Below are 16,448 nucleotides of genomic sequence, written 5' to 3'. Positions count from 1 at the left end.
GAGTCTGTGTGGTTTTTTTATGCTTTGAATTTCAAACGTTGCGATTAACAGCAACGCTTGAATAACAACTTAATCTACGATGTAGCTAAAGTTGTTATAAACTGCTTGGTAGCTAGACGATGAAGTCGTGCCCCAAGTTCTGAAACCAAAGGTATCGCCAGCTTGTACGGCAATATTCGTTTCAGAACCAGATGCGCTACCAGCACTTGATAATACAACGGCAGTGCCATTGATGAAGTATTGGATAGAATCGCCGTATTGACCCGCAGAGTACACATTCATTGCCCAATCAAAGTTGATAGTGCCGTTTGCAGGAATGGTGATTGATGCATCCGTACCGCCACCGCCGCCGCCAACGGTTGCTGTTACTTGAGTAGCTCCGATAGATGTAGAAGCTACACCGCTTACAGTCCAGTTAGATGAATCAAAGTCACCAGTGAAGCCAATGGCGTCAGAGAAAATATCTTCAAGAGTTAGCTGTACGTTTTCAACTTCAAGCGGAGACAGGCTAACCGTTGCTGTTTGTGCTTGGCTGTTGTTTAAGTCAGTGGCAGTGATGTCATGATCACCAGCAAGTACATAAACTTTTAAGTAACCAGCTGTACCGTAAACACCGCTACCAGTAATACCCAAAGTGTCGCCGCTTGCATTAGTCACTACCGCGCCGCTTACAGGCTCGCCTGCTTCATTGAATACGTTCAAACCTAATACCGCTAAGATATTGCTGCTAACAACCGCACGACGAATCAGTGTGATGTTACATAGGAATGATTGGCTTTGGTTATTAATGGTCCAAGTGTTGTTGCAGCTAGCAATTTGATCTGTCGTAGCCGTGTCTTCAAACGTCATGCTTAAGGTAACGTCTTCGTATTGAAGATCAGTTAATACGATGTCTGCTTGGTAAGTACCATTGCCTTGATCAATAAATAATAAAGCACTTTCTTGTAGTGGGTTTTTAACACCAACTAGAGCAAGAGTGGCTGTTAGGTTGTTGGTACCGCCAACTTCGTCTACCACTTCCGCAGGTACGATTACGCTTAGGTTAGCGTCGCCACCGTCTTCGGTTAGGACTAACTGCATTTCACCGTGAAGAGGTACAATATCCATTGCTAAATCAGTACCAAATGCAACTGTCTGGGTTTCTTGAGCGGCAATGGATTTACCTACTTGAGTGCCTGCTTCATAGAATTTTAGGGTTAAGGTGTGTGTGCCTGTTGGAAGGTTAACAAAAGTATCACTTAAACCGGTTACAGCATTAATGGTGAAAAGTTGTTCAGCGTCGCCATCTACTTGAATGCCAATACTTGGAGTGGCAATTGCGGCTAAGTCATCAAGGCTGTATTGGAATTTAAAGAAAGCTAAGCGATCAATGATCGTTACTTCTTCAAGTACATCACCAATAATTGGCTTAATAGTCATGGCCACATCGTTAGCACCATCAACTAATGTTTGGTTAGAGTAACCAGCGTATTGCTGATCACCTTTTGTTAGCAACAATTCAAAATCATAATTGCCAGGATCAAGCGTTAACGTTAGGTTGCTTGATGCCTCTAGGGTGTCTGCATCTAAGTAAACTGTCCAAGGAAATACTTCAACGTTACCGTCGTTAGCACCGCCAATGGTCGTTGCAGATAATTCACCACGAAGAATTTGCTCAGAGGTATAAGAAGCGGTAGTGGCTTCTTCATTAGAAATAGTCAGGTTAGAGCTGTTTGAGGTTGGACTCACTTCCTGAGAAAGGAAAGCCGAAACATCGTAGCTCATATCTGCGGTGGATTCACCACTGTTATCTTGAGAAGCATCATTACTGCCACATGCGCTAAGTAAGGTGGCCATGCCAACGAGGCAGGCCCACTTTTTAAAAGAAGTGATCATCATTGTTATCCCGAATGTCTCATTATTGAGGGGACCGAATATTACTTTAATGAATAATGTAAAGTAAAACACTTGTGATGTGCTTCACATAAATATGGCGAAATTGATCTTATCTAGCACTATATGCTGACTAAGTAGTTAAAATTGATCATTTTCCTATAAGGGATTTGGTTTCCTAATGAGTAAAATAAATACAGCTATTGTTTGTATGTTTTATATGCAGTTAAGGGGCGATGGTAAAAGTCCGGATGCGTTCATGGAAGGAGTGCTAGACTGAATTTTAGTTTAAGGCGGTCATTACTTACTGGCTTAAAACGTCTTGGAAGCGTGTGAAAAGTTTCTTATTAAATACTCATAATGAGACTCCTTTAATGTTTCTCGGCTTTTGATTTAAGTAACACACTTGTACTATTCAGGGTTTTTATTCTGGCACTGCAACTTAATGGCATGGCTGCGCGTATATATGAAGGACGACGTTTTTGGATAACAAAGAATTAATGGAGTTGCTTGCACGTTGCGCATTGAACGATCAAAAGGCGTTAGAGGCTTTATACCTGAAAACATCAGGTTATCTTAATGCGGTCGCTTATCGTATTTTGGGCTCAGAAGAGGCCAGTAACGAAGTACTGCAAGAGTCCTTCTTACAAATTTGGAATAACGCCTCCAGCTATTCTTCTGTGCAAGGAGAGCCAAGCACATGGATAACCAGTATTGTTCGTTACCGTGCTATTGATAAATTGCGGCATGAAAAACGCCATCAGAATCGCCCTAATCATGAGGAAGAAGCAGACATTTTGCTGCGAATTCCCAATGAAGATACTCAAGAGGAAGCATACAGTCGTTTTCGCTTAAATGAACAATTACAAAAATGTTTAGACATGATGAATAGCAAGTTTAAGCACAGTATTGAGCTGGCTTATTTGTATGGTTATTCACGGGAAGAGTTGGCCGAGGCTCTAGGGGCTAATATCAATACAGTAAAATCGTGGTTAAAGCGTGGCGGTGCAAGGCTAAAAGACTGCATGGAAGGTAAAGACGGAGGGGCTGGCAATGAATAGCTCAGACGATAAAAACGCGCTGGCTCTTGAATATGTACTGGGTACATTAAGAAATGAAGAGCGCGATGCGTTCGAACAACAACTCGCAACCGATGATCATTTACAGCAGGAGGTGCGCAGATGGGAAGTGGCTTTGATGCCGCCACCGCACAGTGTTCCGGTTTTAGAACCCAAAGCAGACACGCTTAAAAAGATACAAGCGGCTATTAATCAAGAGGAGGCTAACCCAGCACTTAGTATTTGGGAAAAAATACTACCGTGGAAAGTGATTACAGGGATCGCCTTTGCCATGTTAGTTGTAGTTAGTAGCTTGTTTGTAAATAACGCTTTGTTCCAGCCCTCAGGACTAAATACAGATTACGTTGCCGTATTAGTGGATGATGAAGATCAACCTATTTTAACCGCCCTTACAGCCAGTGAAGGCAATACCCTGTGGTTAAAGTGGGAAAATTGGCAAGCACCGCAAGAACACAGCTTGCAGTTATGGGCCAAGTCTCGACGTGACGGACAGATTCGACCATTACTGGTTTTTAACAAAACAGAATTAACTGAAGTGAAATTAGATCAAGCCACGTTACGATTAATACAAGACTCCTCTCACTTAATCATTACTCAAGAAGAAGTAGGTGGCTCTGCATTGGATGAACCTAGCGATAGGGTGATTGCCAAAGGGGTGTGTATTCGTTTGAGAGAAACGCAGGATAGTGTGTAATGCCGGCTTGTCGCTTAACGGGTTTGTTTTTTTTGTTGCTGTTGTTGTCTATGAAAGCCAACTCATTAGAGTTGGCGGTTAAAGATCGCTTCTTACAGGGGTGCTTAGAAACATTAGCTAAAGATCATGGCTGGGTGCAACTTAAAGACGTAACGGCTATTAAATGTCACAGCCTAGATATTCAATCCTTAGCGGGTTTAGAGCAATTTACAGGTTTAGAGAGCTTATCACTTTATAATAATCGCATTGTAAAACTGGATGTGGATTTTGCAACGTTAAAGCATTTAACGCATTTGAACTTGGCTCGTAATCATTTAAAAACCGTTAATATTTCGGGCTTATTAAAACTAAAAAAATTATATTTATTCGATAATCAGCTAACGAATGTAACCCTTTCTCAGTTACCTGAGTTGACTGAAATGAAAGCCAATAACAATAAGATACAACGCTTCATTTATCAGGGGACACCCAAACTTGAAAAAATATATATTTTTAACAATCAACTGGAAACCGTTGATATACATCATTTACCAAGTTTGCACTATATGGACTGCCGCCAAAATCCCATGCCAGATACCCTATATGATGAAATGGATAAACAAGAAAATGTCAGCTATCTCCACGATGGCAATGCAGAAGACTGGTAAACTTTCAGGTTATACGGTTTCGTGTTTAGTTGGGTTGATATGCCTAGCCAGTATGCAGGCACCTGCGGTTGCTCTTGAGTACTCACAAGACAATCATACTTTTGAATTTGGCAGTCGTGGGCGTCTCGCAAATGTGGATGCCAACACCCACAGCAAAGCGGCCTCCTTATTGCTGCGCCTTCATGTAGAGAGTGAATGGAGTTCACATTTCTCCACGCTACTTGAAGTAGATCATGTGGAACTGGGTTGGAAAGATGAGTTCAGTAACGGGGTGCACTTTAATGGCAATCCAGTAATTCCTGATGCTCAAGGCAGTGATTTAAACCAGGTTCTTATACGTTACGCCCCAGCCAATACATGGCAATTGACCTTAGGGCGGGAGGCAGTCAATTTAGGTAATCAGCGTTTTGTGGGCACCAATGGGTTTTGGCAAAACCAACAGACACTGGATACCTTAGGTTTCAAATATGAATTTGGAGTGGCATCCCATGTTCTGTACCGCTATGTGGATAATGTGAATCGTATTAATGGCGACCATGCAGGAAAATACCTTAGTCCATCGGATTCCAACTTTGTTGAACAAAATGGTATACGCCCAGCCTCTTTTTTAGGGGACCATGATCACAATACACACCTAGTATTTGCACAGTTTAAAGAATGGGATTACTCACAAATACAAGTTTATTATTTTGATATGGATATCAAAGAGGCCGCTGCGTTATCCAATCAAACTCTTGGTGCGCGTTACCAGTTTAAAGGGCGTTGGCATACGTTACGCACACAGGCTCATGGGGAAATAGCACTGCAAACGCGTACGGAAATTAACAACAATAGGACCCTTAGTTTTTACGATATAGGCGCAGGGGTTGGCTACCATAGCCATGAGGTATCACTCAATTACCAGCATTTAGGAGCAAGTAACGGTGCGAGTTTTGTAACACCTCTTGCATCTTTGCATGAAAAAAATGGATGGGTTGATAAGTTCTTACTAACGCCCAGTACTGGGCTGCGGGATTACTCTTTGCAGTATATTTGGCGAAGCAGCCCTTTCAAATTGGATGCCCGCTATCATGCTTTTTATTCAGATAGGCATAATACTGCAATAGGGGAAGAGCTCGATATGGACCTGATTTTTAAATTTAATCGTGAGAATAGTTTGTTATTCCGTTATGCCGAATTTAAAACACGAACCGATAGTCGTCCCAATGAGCAACGCCTTTTTTTAATGTTTACCCATAACCTGTAAGCGCCTGCAACCAGTCATAATAAAGTCTCCCTACGCCATTTATCAAAATGGCGACATAATTTTAACTTTTCTAATAATTTGTATTGAAAACTGCAACTTTTTAAAACATCCCTTCGTAATGCTCTATGTAACTTAAAACATAATGCTCAACAGGAAGGCGATAATGATAAGCACAATAACAAAAAACCTTAGTATACTGATGCTGGCTAGTTTACTAGCCGCATGTGGTAGTGAGAGTTCGGGTGATGATAATCCGACAACCGGTACACCTAATGAAGCCCCAGTGGAACCACCGGTAGAAACCCCAGTGGAACCGCCAGTAGAAACCCCAGTGGAGCCGCCAGTAGAAACCCCAGTGGAGCCGCCAGTAGAAACCCCAGTGGAACCGCCAGTAGAAACCCCAGTGGAACCGCCGGTAGCAATCCCAGTAGAACCACCAGTAGAAACCCCAGTGGAACCGCCAGTAGAAACACCGGAAGAGCCACCAGTAGAAACGCCGGAAGAGCCGCCAGTAGAAACACCGGAAGAGCCACCAGTAGAAACGCCGGAAGAGCCGCCTGTTGAAACACCAGAAGAACCACCGGTTGAAACGCCGGAAGAACCGCCAGTTGAAACTCCAGAAGAGCCAATCACCTTATTGCCTCCTGAAAATTTTTTAATCAGTTCTGGTGGTATTAAAACCTTCCAATTCACTTGGAATGATTCCGAAAATGCCACCTATTACAAATTGCTCGAAAACATTGATGGTCAGTCAGGTTTCACTGTAATTCGTGATGGCATTCCTCAGGGTGAACAAAATATTCTTGTAGAAAAGACATTGCACCAATCTCAAAACGCGCAATATATGTTACAAGCGTGTATTGAGGATCAATGCTCAGGTTTCTCAGACATCGCCTTTGTTCAAGACAATGTTGAAGAACTTGTACAAACAGTTGCCTTTATTAAAGCATCCAATGCTCAAGCCAATGACCGCTTTGGTGGAATTATTGACCCAGATTTATATTCAAACGCATCTATGAGCTTAAGTTCTGACGGACTGACTCTGGTAGTGGCTGCCCCACATGAAGACAGTGCTTCTACCACTGTAGGCGGAGTAGAAGATAACAACGGTCGAGCTAACTCTGGTGCGGCGTATGTATTTTTTAAAGACGATAACGGCTGGCAGCAACAAGCGTATATCAAAGCCCGTAACTCAGGAGTCGATGATAATTTTGGCGAGTCCATTAGTGTCAGTGCAGATGGCAATACCCTAGTGGTAGGCGCACGTCTAGAAGACAGTAATGCACAAGGTACGACTCCTACGGACATTGATGAGCAAAACAATGGTGCTTCAAATTCAGGTGCGGTGTATGTATTTACTCGCAGTGGTGATCAGTGGAGCCAGCAGGCGTATATTAAATCCAGCAACTCAGAAGCATTCGATCAGTTTGGTGTGTCGGTTTCTATCAGTGCAGATGGCCAGCGCATGGCCGTGGGAGCATTCCGCGAAGACAGTAATACCACAGGAGTGAGTGAAACCAGTGCAACCGATAATGCTGCTGGTAATTCCGGTGCCGTATATGTGTTCGATTTAGTTGAAGATATTTGGGTTGAATCCGCATATATCAAAGCCAGTAATACGCAAGGTGATGACTTGTTCGGTGCAGACATTAGCTTAAGTGACGACGGCAACACTTTAGCAGTAGGAACACGTTTTGAAGACAGCAACGCCAGTGTGATTAATGGTGACGGCACCAATAATGGAGCAGGCAATTCTGGAGCCGTGTATGTGTTTGCATTCGATAATGATGCATGGTCACAACAAGCTTACATTAAAGCCAGCAACAGTCAGGGTAACGATGCATTTGGTGGCGCCATAGATATCAGCGCAAACGGCAGCACGTTAGTAGTGGGGGCTCGTTTAGAGGACAGTGGAAGCCTTAACGAATCAGATAACAGTCGAGGTGATTCCGGCGCAGCGTATGTATTTGTGCGTGATGATGTAAATAGCTGGAGCCAAAAGGCCTATCTAAAAGCCAGTACCATTCAAGGGGGTGATCAATTTGGCCGCTCAGTGAGCATCAGTGCAAACGGCAGCATGATCGCAGTGGGCGTTAATGGTGAAGACAGCTCAGGTGCTTTTTTAAGTGAAGATGAAAGCAATAATGGTCGAGACAATGCCGGTGCGGTTTATGTGTTTGAACTGCAAGCGGATACCTGGGTACAAACCAGCTTTATTAAAGCCAGTAACCCAGGCGTCCAAGATCAATTTGGTCGTGCGCTTAGCCTAAATGCTGACGGAAGTACATTAGCCGTAGGCACCGACTTAGATGATAATAGCGCAACAGGTATTAATGGTGATCAAACCACCAAAGGCGCTAATAATTCAGGAGTTGTTTACTTGTATTAATTATTAAAATTATAAAGTAAAGAAGCTTTTAGCCCGCTCATGCAGTTCATAGCGGGCTTTTTTCTTTGGCGTTGTATTGTTTTTGGCTTTAACTCATTTGAGTGAATATCTCGGCCAGTTTTTGTGGGTCATTTAAAAACGTTTTGTGTATTTCTGTAGAAAAATTATCTGGGTACACTTCATGCTCGCCAGAATCTAAAGTGAGCGTGGCTTTTTCGCCACGGTTTCTGATTTAGGGAGAGCATGATAGTAGGCAGGGCATCTTTTGAATGCAGTTCCAATTAAAGTCAGTTGGAATTTAAAATAGCGTCATATTTATATTGGAGATCATTTTTGTAGGCTTAGCTTTATTGTGCACATTACCAATCGAGTTATCTATCATGTGATAATACATGGGCATGTCTAAATCGGCTTGAAGCCATGACTTAAGGTCGTTACTTGAAATCTCCATATTAATCCATTGTTTAGCTTTAACACTATTTAACATAACAGGCATGCGCTGATGGATAGGAGCAAGTACTTCACTGGCTTGTGTGGTAATCATGGCGCAAGATGTTATTTCACCGTTCCACTCATCCCACATACCTGCAAAGAGCAAAGGCACGTCAGAAAAAACCTCGTAGGCTTGTTTTCGGCCGTTTTCACTTTTCCATTCAATGTAGCTACTGGCCGGTATCAAACACCGTTTGTGTTTAAACGGTTCTTGAAAGGCACGGCTGGACGCCAATGTTTCGGCCCTAGCATTAAACATGGCAAATTGGCTGCTTGGTCCATCTGACCAACTGGGCACTAGCCACCATCGGGCTTCTAGTGACTGCGGCTTTCCGTTTGTTTGGCGAATGATGGGCACTTGCTCGGTAGGAGCAAGGTTGTATCGGGTAGCCCCCGAGACCTCCACGCCAAATTCATCAAATAAGCTCACCATGCCTTCGCTTATAACGTAATTGAATCGACCACACATTGATATTCTGCCTGTCATGGTTTAAGTTTACTGTATATTTGTACAGTAATAGTATTATGAAAATACCGATTTATCATCAGTTTGTTTCAGCGGGTGGCTTTGAAAGCCCTGCCGACGACTACTTAGAAGATAGCTTAAGTTTAGATGAGTTATTAATTCAACACCCAGCCGCGACTTATATGGTGTGGGCTAAGGGCGGTTGCCAAGAAGCCATTGGCATATTCGATGGTGACTTATTGGTGGTGGATCGTGCGCTGCGGCCCCGTCATGGTGATGTGGTGGTTGCATTATTAGGCGGGGAATTAACCTGTAAAGTACTGGATTTGAAACACAATCGTTTACTGGCCACCAGTCCAAATGAAACCGCCATCGTGATACCGGATGAATTGGACGTATGCATTGAAGGGGTGATTCCGTTTTCTATTCGCGCCCATAGAGGTTGGCCGTGTTTGCCCTAGTGGATTGCAATTCTTGCTATGCCAGTTGTGAGCAAATCTTTCGCCCTGAGCTCAGAGGCAAACCCGTTGTGGTGCTATCCAATAACGACGGTTTTGTAGTGGCCAGAAGTAAAGAAGCCAAGGCGTTGGGCATTGCCGACTTAAAACCCTTTCATGAAGTGGAGGGCATTCTCAAACAAAATAAAGTGGCTATTTTTAGCTCAAACTACCCGCTATATGGGGACATTAGCCAGCGAGTGATGCGCACGTTAGATACGTTTTCACCTCATGTGGAAGTGTATTCCATTGATGAAATGTTTTTGTCGTTTCATGGTATGCAGCACTTTGATTTGAATCAAATAGGACAAACCATTAAACAAACCCTTTGGCGGGACATTCGAATGCCAGTGGGGGTGGGCATTGCGCCGACAAAAACCTTATCTAAATTAGCGAATCGAGCCGCTAAGAACATCGAAAAACTCAATGGTGTGTGTGTCATGGACACACCCGAAAAATGGCAATGGATACAAAAGCGGACACCGGTCAATAAAGTATGGGGCATCGGCAACCGCCTCGCGGCCCATTTAAAAGAATTTGAAATATACACCGCCTATGATTTAGCGACGGCTAATGCAAAAACCTTAAGAAGACGCCTAAGTATTAATGTGGAAAGGCTGATTGCAGAATTAAACGGCATAGCTTGCTACGAGTTAGAAGAAATACCGCAGCCTAAAAAGCAGATTTATTGCACTCGTTCGTTTGGTGAAAAGCTCACGGAGCTAGAACCCATACAACAAGCCATTGCTGTTTATGCGGGTAGAGCCGCGCAAAAGTTACGTAAGCAAAATAGCTTCACCCCCGCCATTCATGTGTTTTTACATACCTCCCCATGGCAACCAAATTACTACTCCAATAGCATGACGGTTAAATTGCTGCATCCAACCAATGATACGCGCATGATTTCTCACTATGCTCAAACGGCTATTAAAAAAATGTATCGAGAAAACGGTCGTTTTATGAAAGCGGGAGTGGGCTTGTTGGATATACAAGATCGGCATTTCTACCAATACGACATGTTTGCACAAGGGCAAGCCGCACACAGTGATGTGTTAATGACGATGCTGGATAAAACCAACGGCCGATGGGGGCGAAACACCGTATTCTTCGGCGCAGAAGGCATTCATAAAAAATGGGCCATGCGACAAAACTATACATCGCCTGCGTACACAACCAACTGGACTTCATTGCCCAAGGTGCAATGTGTTTAACAATGGGTAATCAGTGGGATATATGCGTTATTAGGAGCAAGCAAATGCGCTTATAAGTGGCCACAATAAGTATACGCTACACAGTAAGATGGTAAGTAATGGTTCAACGAACATAAAAAGTCAAAGGATAAATTGTGGGTCTAAAGTGACTGAACTATGGACTACCCCACGGATTTATAGAGAGTCGAGGCCGCGCAGCGGACATTTAGATAACAAAAACTAATTAAGGGAAATTGTGCTCACGTATACTTGAACCAGAGATCAACCCACGGATTTATAGAGAGTCGAGGCCGCACAGCGGACATTTAGATAACAAAAAATAATTAAGGGAAATTGTGCTCACGTATATTGGAACCAGAGATCAACCCACGGATTTATAGAGAGTCGAGGCCGCACAGCGGACATTTAGATAACAAAAAATAATTAAGGGAAATTGTGCTCACGTATATTGGAACCAGAGATCAACCCACGAATTTATAGAAAGTCGAGGCCGCGCAGCGGACATTTAGATAACAAAAAATAATTAAGGGAAATTGTGCTCACGTATATTGGAACCAGAGATCAACCCACGGATTTATAGAAAGTCGAGGCCGTTAGATTACAAAAAAATTAGGGGGATAAATGGTGGGCCCACCTGGACTCGAACCAGGGACCAACGGATTATGAGTCCGCTGCTCTAACCAACTGAGCTATGGGCCCGCAAAACCAAGAACTTGGTATTGAGGTCTTTCTAATAACGCCAACTTTGAGTTGGGCCATAAAAAAGAGCATCGGATTATAAAGGCCGATGCTCTCTTTGCCTACCCCTAACTGTCTGATTTTGTTAGAAAGTTTCGGGGTTGGTGATTTCTTACTCGTCTAAGAACGAACGTAAGTGATCACTGCGACTTGGGTGACGCAATTTACGTAACGCTTTTGCTTCAATCTGACGAATACGCTCACGGGTCACGTCGAACTGTTTGCCCACTTCCTCTAGGGTGTGGTCAGTGTTCATGTCGATACCAAAGCGCATGCGCAGTACTTTACTTTCACGAGCGGTTAGGCCGCCAAGTACGCCACGAGTTGCATCGACTAGGCCGGTTTCCGTGGCATGGTCGATAGGACTTGAGCCGTTGGCGTCTTCGATAAAGTCACCTAGGTGGCTATCTTCATCGTCACCGATTGGGGTTTCCATGGAGATAGGCTCTTTGGCGATTTTAAGTACTTTACGAATCTTGTCTTCAGGCATGTCCATGCGTTCGGCCAACTCTTCAGGGGTGGCTTCGCGGCCCATTTCCTGAAGCATTTGACGGCTTACACGGTTTAGCTTGTTGATAGTTTCGATCATGTGTACCGGAATACGAATGGTACGGGCTTGGTCAGCGATTGAACGAGTAATCGCCTGACGAATCCACCATGTGGCGTAAGTCGAGAACTTGTAACCACGACGGTATTCAAACTTATCAACCGCTTTCATTAAGCCAATGTTGCCTTCTTGAATAAGATCCAAAAATTGTAGGCCACGGTTGGTGTATTTTTTCGCGATGGAGATAACCAGACGTAGGTTGGCTTCAACCATTTCTTTTTTCGCACGACGAGCACGGGCTTCACCGATGCTGACGCGGCGGTTAATTTCTTTGATGTCGATAATTGGAATGCCAACGCGTTTAGATACTTGGCCAATTTTCTTTTGTGCGCGTTCTAGGTCGTACTTGTTATTCAATACTGATGGTGCGTAAGGTTTGTCGCTGTTGGCGATTTCACCTACCCATTCAATGTTGCCTTCGTTGCCTTGGTAAGATTTGATGAACTCTTGACGGTTCATCTTGCACTTACGTGTAAGGATGGTCATTAGCTGACGTTCTTGCGCACGAATGGCATCAAGGTTGTCACGGGCGCTGCCTACTAGTTCGTCAAAGTATCTTGGCGATAATTTGATAGGTGCGAACAGTTCGGCCAGTAATAGGTTTTCTTTGTCGGCTTGTTTGCTACCACGGCCATGCTTTTCAATGGCTTTGTCGGTTTTAGCAAGCTGCTTATCAATTTCGGCCATGCGACGTTTTACTTCAACTGGATCTGGCCCAGTTGGAGCATCTGATGTGTCATCATCGTCTTCAGAGTTATCGCCTTCTTTTTCAGCTTTTTCTTTTTCTTTTATGGCTTTGTCTTCCGCTGAAATAGGGGTAGCTGGTACAGGGTCATCGTCGCTGGCGTCGATGAATCCGTTAAATACATCACCAAGGCGGTTGATTTCTTCATCGGCCATGGATTCTTCAACGGCATCAAGTACGGTACGTACGGAGCCAGGGAAGTAAGATAATGCAGCCATTACTTCACGAATCCCTTCTTCGATTCGTTTAGCGATGACGATTTCACCCTCACGGGTAAGTAGCTCAACGGTACCCATTTCACGCATATACATGCGTACGGGATCGGTGGTGCGGCCAACATCACTTTCGACAGCAGCAAGTGCCGCAGCCGCTTCTTCTATTGCGGCTTCATCAGTGGTGCCTTCGCCCATGATCATGGTGTCAGAATCCGGCGCGACTTCGGCAACGGTAATACCGATGTCGTTGATCATGCGGATGATGTCTTCAACCTGTTCTGGGGTGGCAATGTCATCGGGAAGGTGGTCGTTTACCTGTGCATAAGTTAGGTAACCTTGTTCCTTGCCTTTGGCTATGAGCTCTTTAAGACGGGACTGTTGTGTGGCGGCCATATATACCCTGTGTTGTCCTGTACTGTACGCGAATCGAACCCGCAATTATAAAGATCTGACTGCGGGTTATCCAGCATTGATGTGATTAAGTGATTGAAATGGGGTTCTTTTTTACGCTTTCAAGGGTTTTGCCCTGTTAATTGGCGGTATTTATCCTGTTCTTGTTGGCTAAGCGCTTCTAGCTTGCCACCCACTTTGATGAGCTTGGTATGTAAAAGGTTCAACTCCTCTATGGAATTGGCCCATTGATACATTTGCTGATCTTCCAATATTAGATTATTAAACCCTCCTTTGCTGGCAGCTTGGCGGATTAATTTTGCCTTGAGTTGTTTGGCGGCTTTGAGTCGTAACTGACTTAAGCAGTCGGCGGCCACTTGCTCTTGGCTAAGGTGTCCTTCACTTCGGTTGTACTGTTCAGTGAGGGTTTTATATTCCTGATAATGCTCGTCTGTAGCTAACAAGCTCAGTGCATCGAGTAAGGTTTGTTGGGGTGAGTCTTGCAAATGCGTAACTAGGTTTTGTAATAGCTGGCTATTGTGCCCTTGATATTCTTGTAAAAACGCTAAGTCCCCAAAACTTTGCACTACATGAGGCGCATGTAAAATCAGTGCAATGGCTTGTTTGATTAACGGGTGTTCAGCCACTTGGTGTGTGGGTTCTTGGTATTCTGGGTGTTGGTATTGGGCATCGTACGAGTCATGCTCACTCTGAGCGGGAGCAGGGGTATAAGTGGATGTTTGCTTATCTCGTTGTTGCTCGCGCATGAGTTGAATATTTTCTTCCGCTTGCCCCATTTCTTTTAATTCGCTGGACTCTAAGCGGGTTTCATCTGCAAGGGCTTGCCAGAATAAGCTTTTAAGGGCAGTGCCTGGGATTTGTTGGATCATAGGGGCGGCCAATTTGGCTAAGCGAGCGCGTCCTTCAAGACTATCGCTGTCGTCGATGTCTTGTTTGATGGTTTGCAGTAAAAACTCACTGATGCCTTGGGCGTGTTGTAGGCGTTGTTCAAAGCCTTCTTTGCCTTCTTTGCGCACCACTGTGTCTGGGTCTTCCCCTTCAGGTAGAAACATAAACCGAATTTGTTGCCCATCTTCAAGTACGGGCAGGACAAGCTCTAAGCCTCGCTTGGCGGCTTTGCGTCCAGCTTCATCGCCATCAAAACAAAAGACGATTTCAGGTGCGATTTTGAACATTTTTTGTAAGTGAGTTGTACTGGTGGCGGTGCCTAATGTGGCTACGGCGTAATGCACGCCATATTCATGCAGGGCAACCACGTCCATATAACCTTCTACCACCACAAAACGCTTGAGCGGTTGGCGGATTTGGCGACATTCGTACAGGCCGTAAAGCTCATGGCCCTTGTTAAATATGGGGGTTTCTGGACTGTTTAAATATTTTGGTTTGTCATCGCCTAGGGTGCGGGCTCCAAAGCCGATAGTACGTCCGCGCACATCGCGAATGGGGAACACCACGCGATTGCGAAAGCGGTCGTAACATTTACCGTCGTCTTTACTGATGATCATGCCGGTATCAATGAGGCTTTTCAGTTTGTCGTCGTCGGTGGCCAGTGTGCTTTTTAAGTTGTCCCAGCCAGGTGGGGCGAAGCCGATTTCAAAGAATTTAGCCGCTTTACCGGATAGCCCGCGTTTTTTTAAATAATTAACTGGTGCGTCTTTTTCTGCATGAAAGCGCAGCTGTTGCTGGTAAAATTCGTTGGCACTGTTCATTAGGTCGTAATGAGTGCTGCGCTCTTGTTGCTGCTTTTGCTGTAACGGGCTGGTTTCTTCTTTAGGGACTTCAAGGCCCACAGTACCTGCTAGTAATTCGACAGCCTCAGGGAAATCAATGTGATCGTATTCCATCACAAAGCCAATGGCATTGCCTTTTGCGCCACAGCCAAAGCAGTAATAAAATTGTTTATCTGAGGCGACGGTAAACGAGGGTGTTTTTTCACTGTGGAACGGGCAGCAGGCGTGGTGATTTTTACCCGCTTTTTTCAGGCGTATGCGTGCATCTACCACATCAACAATGTTAACGCGGGACAATAGGTCGTCGATGAAGTTTTGTGGAATACGGCCAGCCAAAAGTTAAAACCTACCTATGTTACACGGTGATCGACTGTTTTGGGCGTAAGTAGTCACAGCCAAATACGAGTTCGAGAAAACACATCTGACTAAGAATGCCAGTTTGATAGGAATCTTAAAAGAGATTGCTTAGATTAGGGTTGCTTACGCAAAGCTGGCTTTTACAAGCTTGCTTACGGCACCCATGTCAGCACGACCTTGTACCTGTGGCTTAACAAGTGCCATGACTTTACCCATGTCTTGCATGCCAGTTGGATTAACCTCAGCCACTGCTTTATCAACAATGGCTGAAAGTTCTTCCGCAGATAGGGCTTCTGGTAGGAAGTCCTGAATAACGCTCACTTCGTAGTGTTCTACTTCGGCAAGTTCGGTACGACCAGCGTCTTCATATTGCTTAATAGAATCACGGCGTTGTTTTACCATTTTATCCATAATGGTAAGGACACGAGCGTCATCCAGTTCGATGCGTTCGTCAACTTCAACACGTTTGAGCTCGGCCTGAATCAGACGCAGGGCTTGTGTACGTGGCTTATCTTTCGCACGCATAGAAGCTTTTACTGCATCTTTTAACTGTTGAACCAGTCCTTGCTCACTCATGTCTGTGTCTCTATAGTCTGTGAATCTTAGTAAAGACGAGTCATTTTACGCTGTTCGCGTGAAACTTTTTTAGCGTGACGCTTAACGGCAGCTGCTTTTTTACGCTTACGCTCAGCAGTTGGCTTTTCGAACTGTTCACGACGACGCACTTCAGAAAGTACACCGGCTTTTTCGCAAGAACGCTTGAAACGACGTAGTGCTACGTCAAATGGCTCGTTTTCTTTTACTTTAACTTGTGGCATTCAATCTACCCTATGTGTATCAGTTGACTTAGCAGGCCTTAAAAGCCTACTAGGATTTAATCAGTTTCCTGACTCTGAGCGCATTAAAACACTCAGGCCCTATTGAGGCGGGGGATTCTACTCGCTTTGCCCCTTAATTGCAAAGCTCTGACCAGTATAGTTCACATACACTTTATAAAAGGGCGAGGCCCCATGATCACTGGGTTCTGGTGTTCTGTGGCTAGGCTGCGTAAA

General features: G+C 44.4%; 13 protein-coding genes and 1 tRNA gene. 7 read left to right on the top strand and 7 right to left on the bottom strand.

Annotation, left to right across the window (positions count from 1 at the left end):
- Positions 1-69 precede the first annotated feature (69 nt).
- Positions 70-1,878: a hypothetical protein gene (locus tag ABWV45_RS12195; RefSeq protein ID WP_353351984.1), complete on the bottom strand. Its 1,809-nt coding sequence runs from the start codon at positions 1,876-1,878 to the stop codon at positions 70-72.
- A 476-nt stretch (positions 1,879-2,354) separates the two neighbouring features.
- Here ABWV45_RS12195 and ABWV45_RS12190 point away from each other — a divergent pair, with 476 nt between their 5' ends.
- The 5 genes from ABWV45_RS12190 (at position 2,355) to ABWV45_RS12170 (ending at position 7,927) form a co-directional block, all read left to right on the top strand.
- Entirely contained in the window at positions 2,355-2,933 is a 579-nt protein-coding gene (locus ABWV45_RS12190) for an RNA polymerase sigma factor (RefSeq protein WP_353351983.1), read from the top strand.
- Entirely contained in the window at positions 2,926-3,645 is a 720-nt protein-coding gene (locus ABWV45_RS12185) for an anti-sigma factor (protein ID WP_353351982.1), read from the top strand. The genes ABWV45_RS12190 and ABWV45_RS12185 overlap by 8 nt, the downstream gene beginning before the upstream one ends.
- Positions 3,645-4,292, top strand: a complete 648-nt coding sequence (locus ABWV45_RS12180; protein ID WP_353351981.1) for a leucine-rich repeat domain-containing protein — start codon at positions 3,645-3,647, stop codon at positions 4,290-4,292. Before ABWV45_RS12185 ends, ABWV45_RS12180 begins: the two co-directional genes overlap by 1 nt.
- On the top strand, positions 4,252-5,538 hold the full coding sequence (locus ABWV45_RS12175; protein WP_353351980.1) for a hypothetical protein: 1,287 nt from the start codon (positions 4,252-4,254) through the stop codon (positions 5,536-5,538). The genes ABWV45_RS12180 and ABWV45_RS12175 overlap by 41 nt, the downstream gene beginning before the upstream one ends.
- 163 nt (positions 5,539-5,701) lie before the next feature.
- Positions 5,702-7,927: an FG-GAP repeat protein gene (locus ABWV45_RS12170; RefSeq protein ID WP_353351979.1), complete on the top strand. Its 2,226-nt coding sequence runs from the start codon at positions 5,702-5,704 to the stop codon at positions 7,925-7,927.
- A 298-nt stretch (positions 7,928-8,225) separates the two neighbouring features.
- On the opposite strand, the gene ABWV45_RS12165 is transcribed toward ABWV45_RS12170, so the two are convergent.
- Positions 8,226-8,906, bottom strand: a complete 681-nt coding sequence (locus ABWV45_RS12165; RefSeq protein WP_353351978.1) for an SOS response-associated peptidase — start codon at positions 8,904-8,906, stop codon at positions 8,226-8,228.
- A gap of 38 nt (positions 8,907-8,944) precedes the next feature.
- Here ABWV45_RS12165 and ABWV45_RS12160 point away from each other — a divergent pair, with 38 nt between their 5' ends.
- The gene (locus ABWV45_RS12160) at positions 8,945-9,346 is read left to right on the top strand and encodes a S24 family peptidase (RefSeq protein WP_353351977.1); all 402 of its coding nucleotides are present in this window, start codon (positions 8,945-8,947) and stop codon (positions 9,344-9,346) included.
- Positions 9,334-10,593, top strand: a complete 1,260-nt coding sequence (locus tag ABWV45_RS12155) for a Y-family DNA polymerase (protein ID WP_353351976.1) — start codon at positions 9,334-9,336, stop codon at positions 10,591-10,593. The genes ABWV45_RS12160 and ABWV45_RS12155 overlap by 13 nt, the downstream gene beginning before the upstream one ends.
- Before the next feature lie 622 nt (positions 10,594-11,215).
- On the opposite strand, the gene ABWV45_RS12150 is transcribed toward ABWV45_RS12155, so the two are convergent.
- From ABWV45_RS12150 to rpsU, 5 genes are all read right to left on the bottom strand, one after another.
- Positions 11,216-11,292, bottom strand: a tRNA-Ile gene (locus ABWV45_RS12150).
- A gap of 151 nt (positions 11,293-11,443) precedes the next feature.
- Positions 11,444-13,291 (bottom strand): RNA polymerase sigma factor RpoD, encoded by a 1,848-nt coding sequence (gene rpoD / locus ABWV45_RS12145; RefSeq protein WP_353351975.1) that lies wholly within the window; start codon positions 13,289-13,291, stop codon positions 11,444-11,446.
- Between the two features lie 119 nt (positions 13,292-13,410).
- Positions 13,411-15,375, bottom strand: a complete 1,965-nt coding sequence (gene dnaG / locus ABWV45_RS12140; protein WP_353351974.1) for a DNA primase — start codon at positions 15,373-15,375, stop codon at positions 13,411-13,413.
- Positions 15,376-15,519: 144 nt separating this feature from the next.
- On the bottom strand, positions 15,520-15,972 hold the full coding sequence (locus ABWV45_RS12135) for a GatB/YqeY domain-containing protein (protein ID WP_353351973.1): 453 nt from the start codon (positions 15,970-15,972) through the stop codon (positions 15,520-15,522).
- A 26-nt stretch (positions 15,973-15,998) separates the two neighbouring features.
- Positions 15,999-16,214 carry a 30S ribosomal protein S21 gene (rpsU, locus tag ABWV45_RS12130; RefSeq protein ID WP_283787916.1) on the bottom strand — a complete coding sequence of 72 codons (216 nt, stop codon included), beginning with the start codon at positions 16,212-16,214 and terminating at the stop codon, positions 15,999-16,001.
- Between the last annotated feature and the right edge of the window lie 234 nt (positions 16,215-16,448).

This window comes from Oceaniserpentilla sp. 4NH20-0058 (assembly GCF_040371755.1).
In the GTDB taxonomy this organism is placed as follows: Bacteria; Pseudomonadota; Gammaproteobacteria; order Pseudomonadales; family Oceanobacteraceae; genus Bermanella.
Note: the sequence above shows the minus strand (reverse complement) of the source record. Positions and strands in the feature narration are given on the sequence as shown.

Excerpts from the sequence above, each read along its gene's own strand:
- ABWV45_RS12160 (WP_353351977.1), top strand. The coding sequence starts at position 8,945 with ATGAAAATACCGATTTATCATCAGTTTGTTTCAGCGGGTGGCTTTGAA.
- ABWV45_RS12185 (WP_353351982.1), top strand. The coding sequence starts at position 2,926 with ATGAATAGCTCAGACGATAAAAACGCGCTGGCTCTTGAATATGTACTG.
- rpsU (WP_283787916.1), bottom strand. The coding sequence starts at position 16,214 with ATGCCACAAGTTAAAGTAAAAGAAAACGAGCCATTTGACGTAGCACTA.
- ABWV45_RS12135 (WP_353351973.1), bottom strand. The coding sequence starts at position 15,972 with ATGAGTGAGCAAGGACTGGTTCAACAGTTAAAAGATGCAGTAAAAGCT.
- rpoD (WP_353351975.1), bottom strand. The coding sequence starts at position 13,291 with ATGGCCGCCACACAACAGTCCCGTCTTAAAGAGCTCATAGCCAAAGGC.
- ABWV45_RS12195 (WP_353351984.1), bottom strand. The coding sequence starts at position 1,878 with ATGATGATCACTTCTTTTAAAAAGTGGGCCTGCCTCGTTGGCATGGCC.
- ABWV45_RS12175 (WP_353351980.1), top strand. The coding sequence starts at position 4,252 with ATGTCAGCTATCTCCACGATGGCAATGCAGAAGACTGGTAAACTTTCA.
- ABWV45_RS12180 (WP_353351981.1), top strand. The coding sequence starts at position 3,645 with ATGCCGGCTTGTCGCTTAACGGGTTTGTTTTTTTTGTTGCTGTTGTTG.
- ABWV45_RS12170 (WP_353351979.1), top strand. The coding sequence starts at position 5,702 with ATGATAAGCACAATAACAAAAAACCTTAGTATACTGATGCTGGCTAGT.
- ABWV45_RS12165 (WP_353351978.1), bottom strand. The coding sequence starts at position 8,906 with ATGACAGGCAGAATATCAATGTGTGGTCGATTCAATTACGTTATAAGC.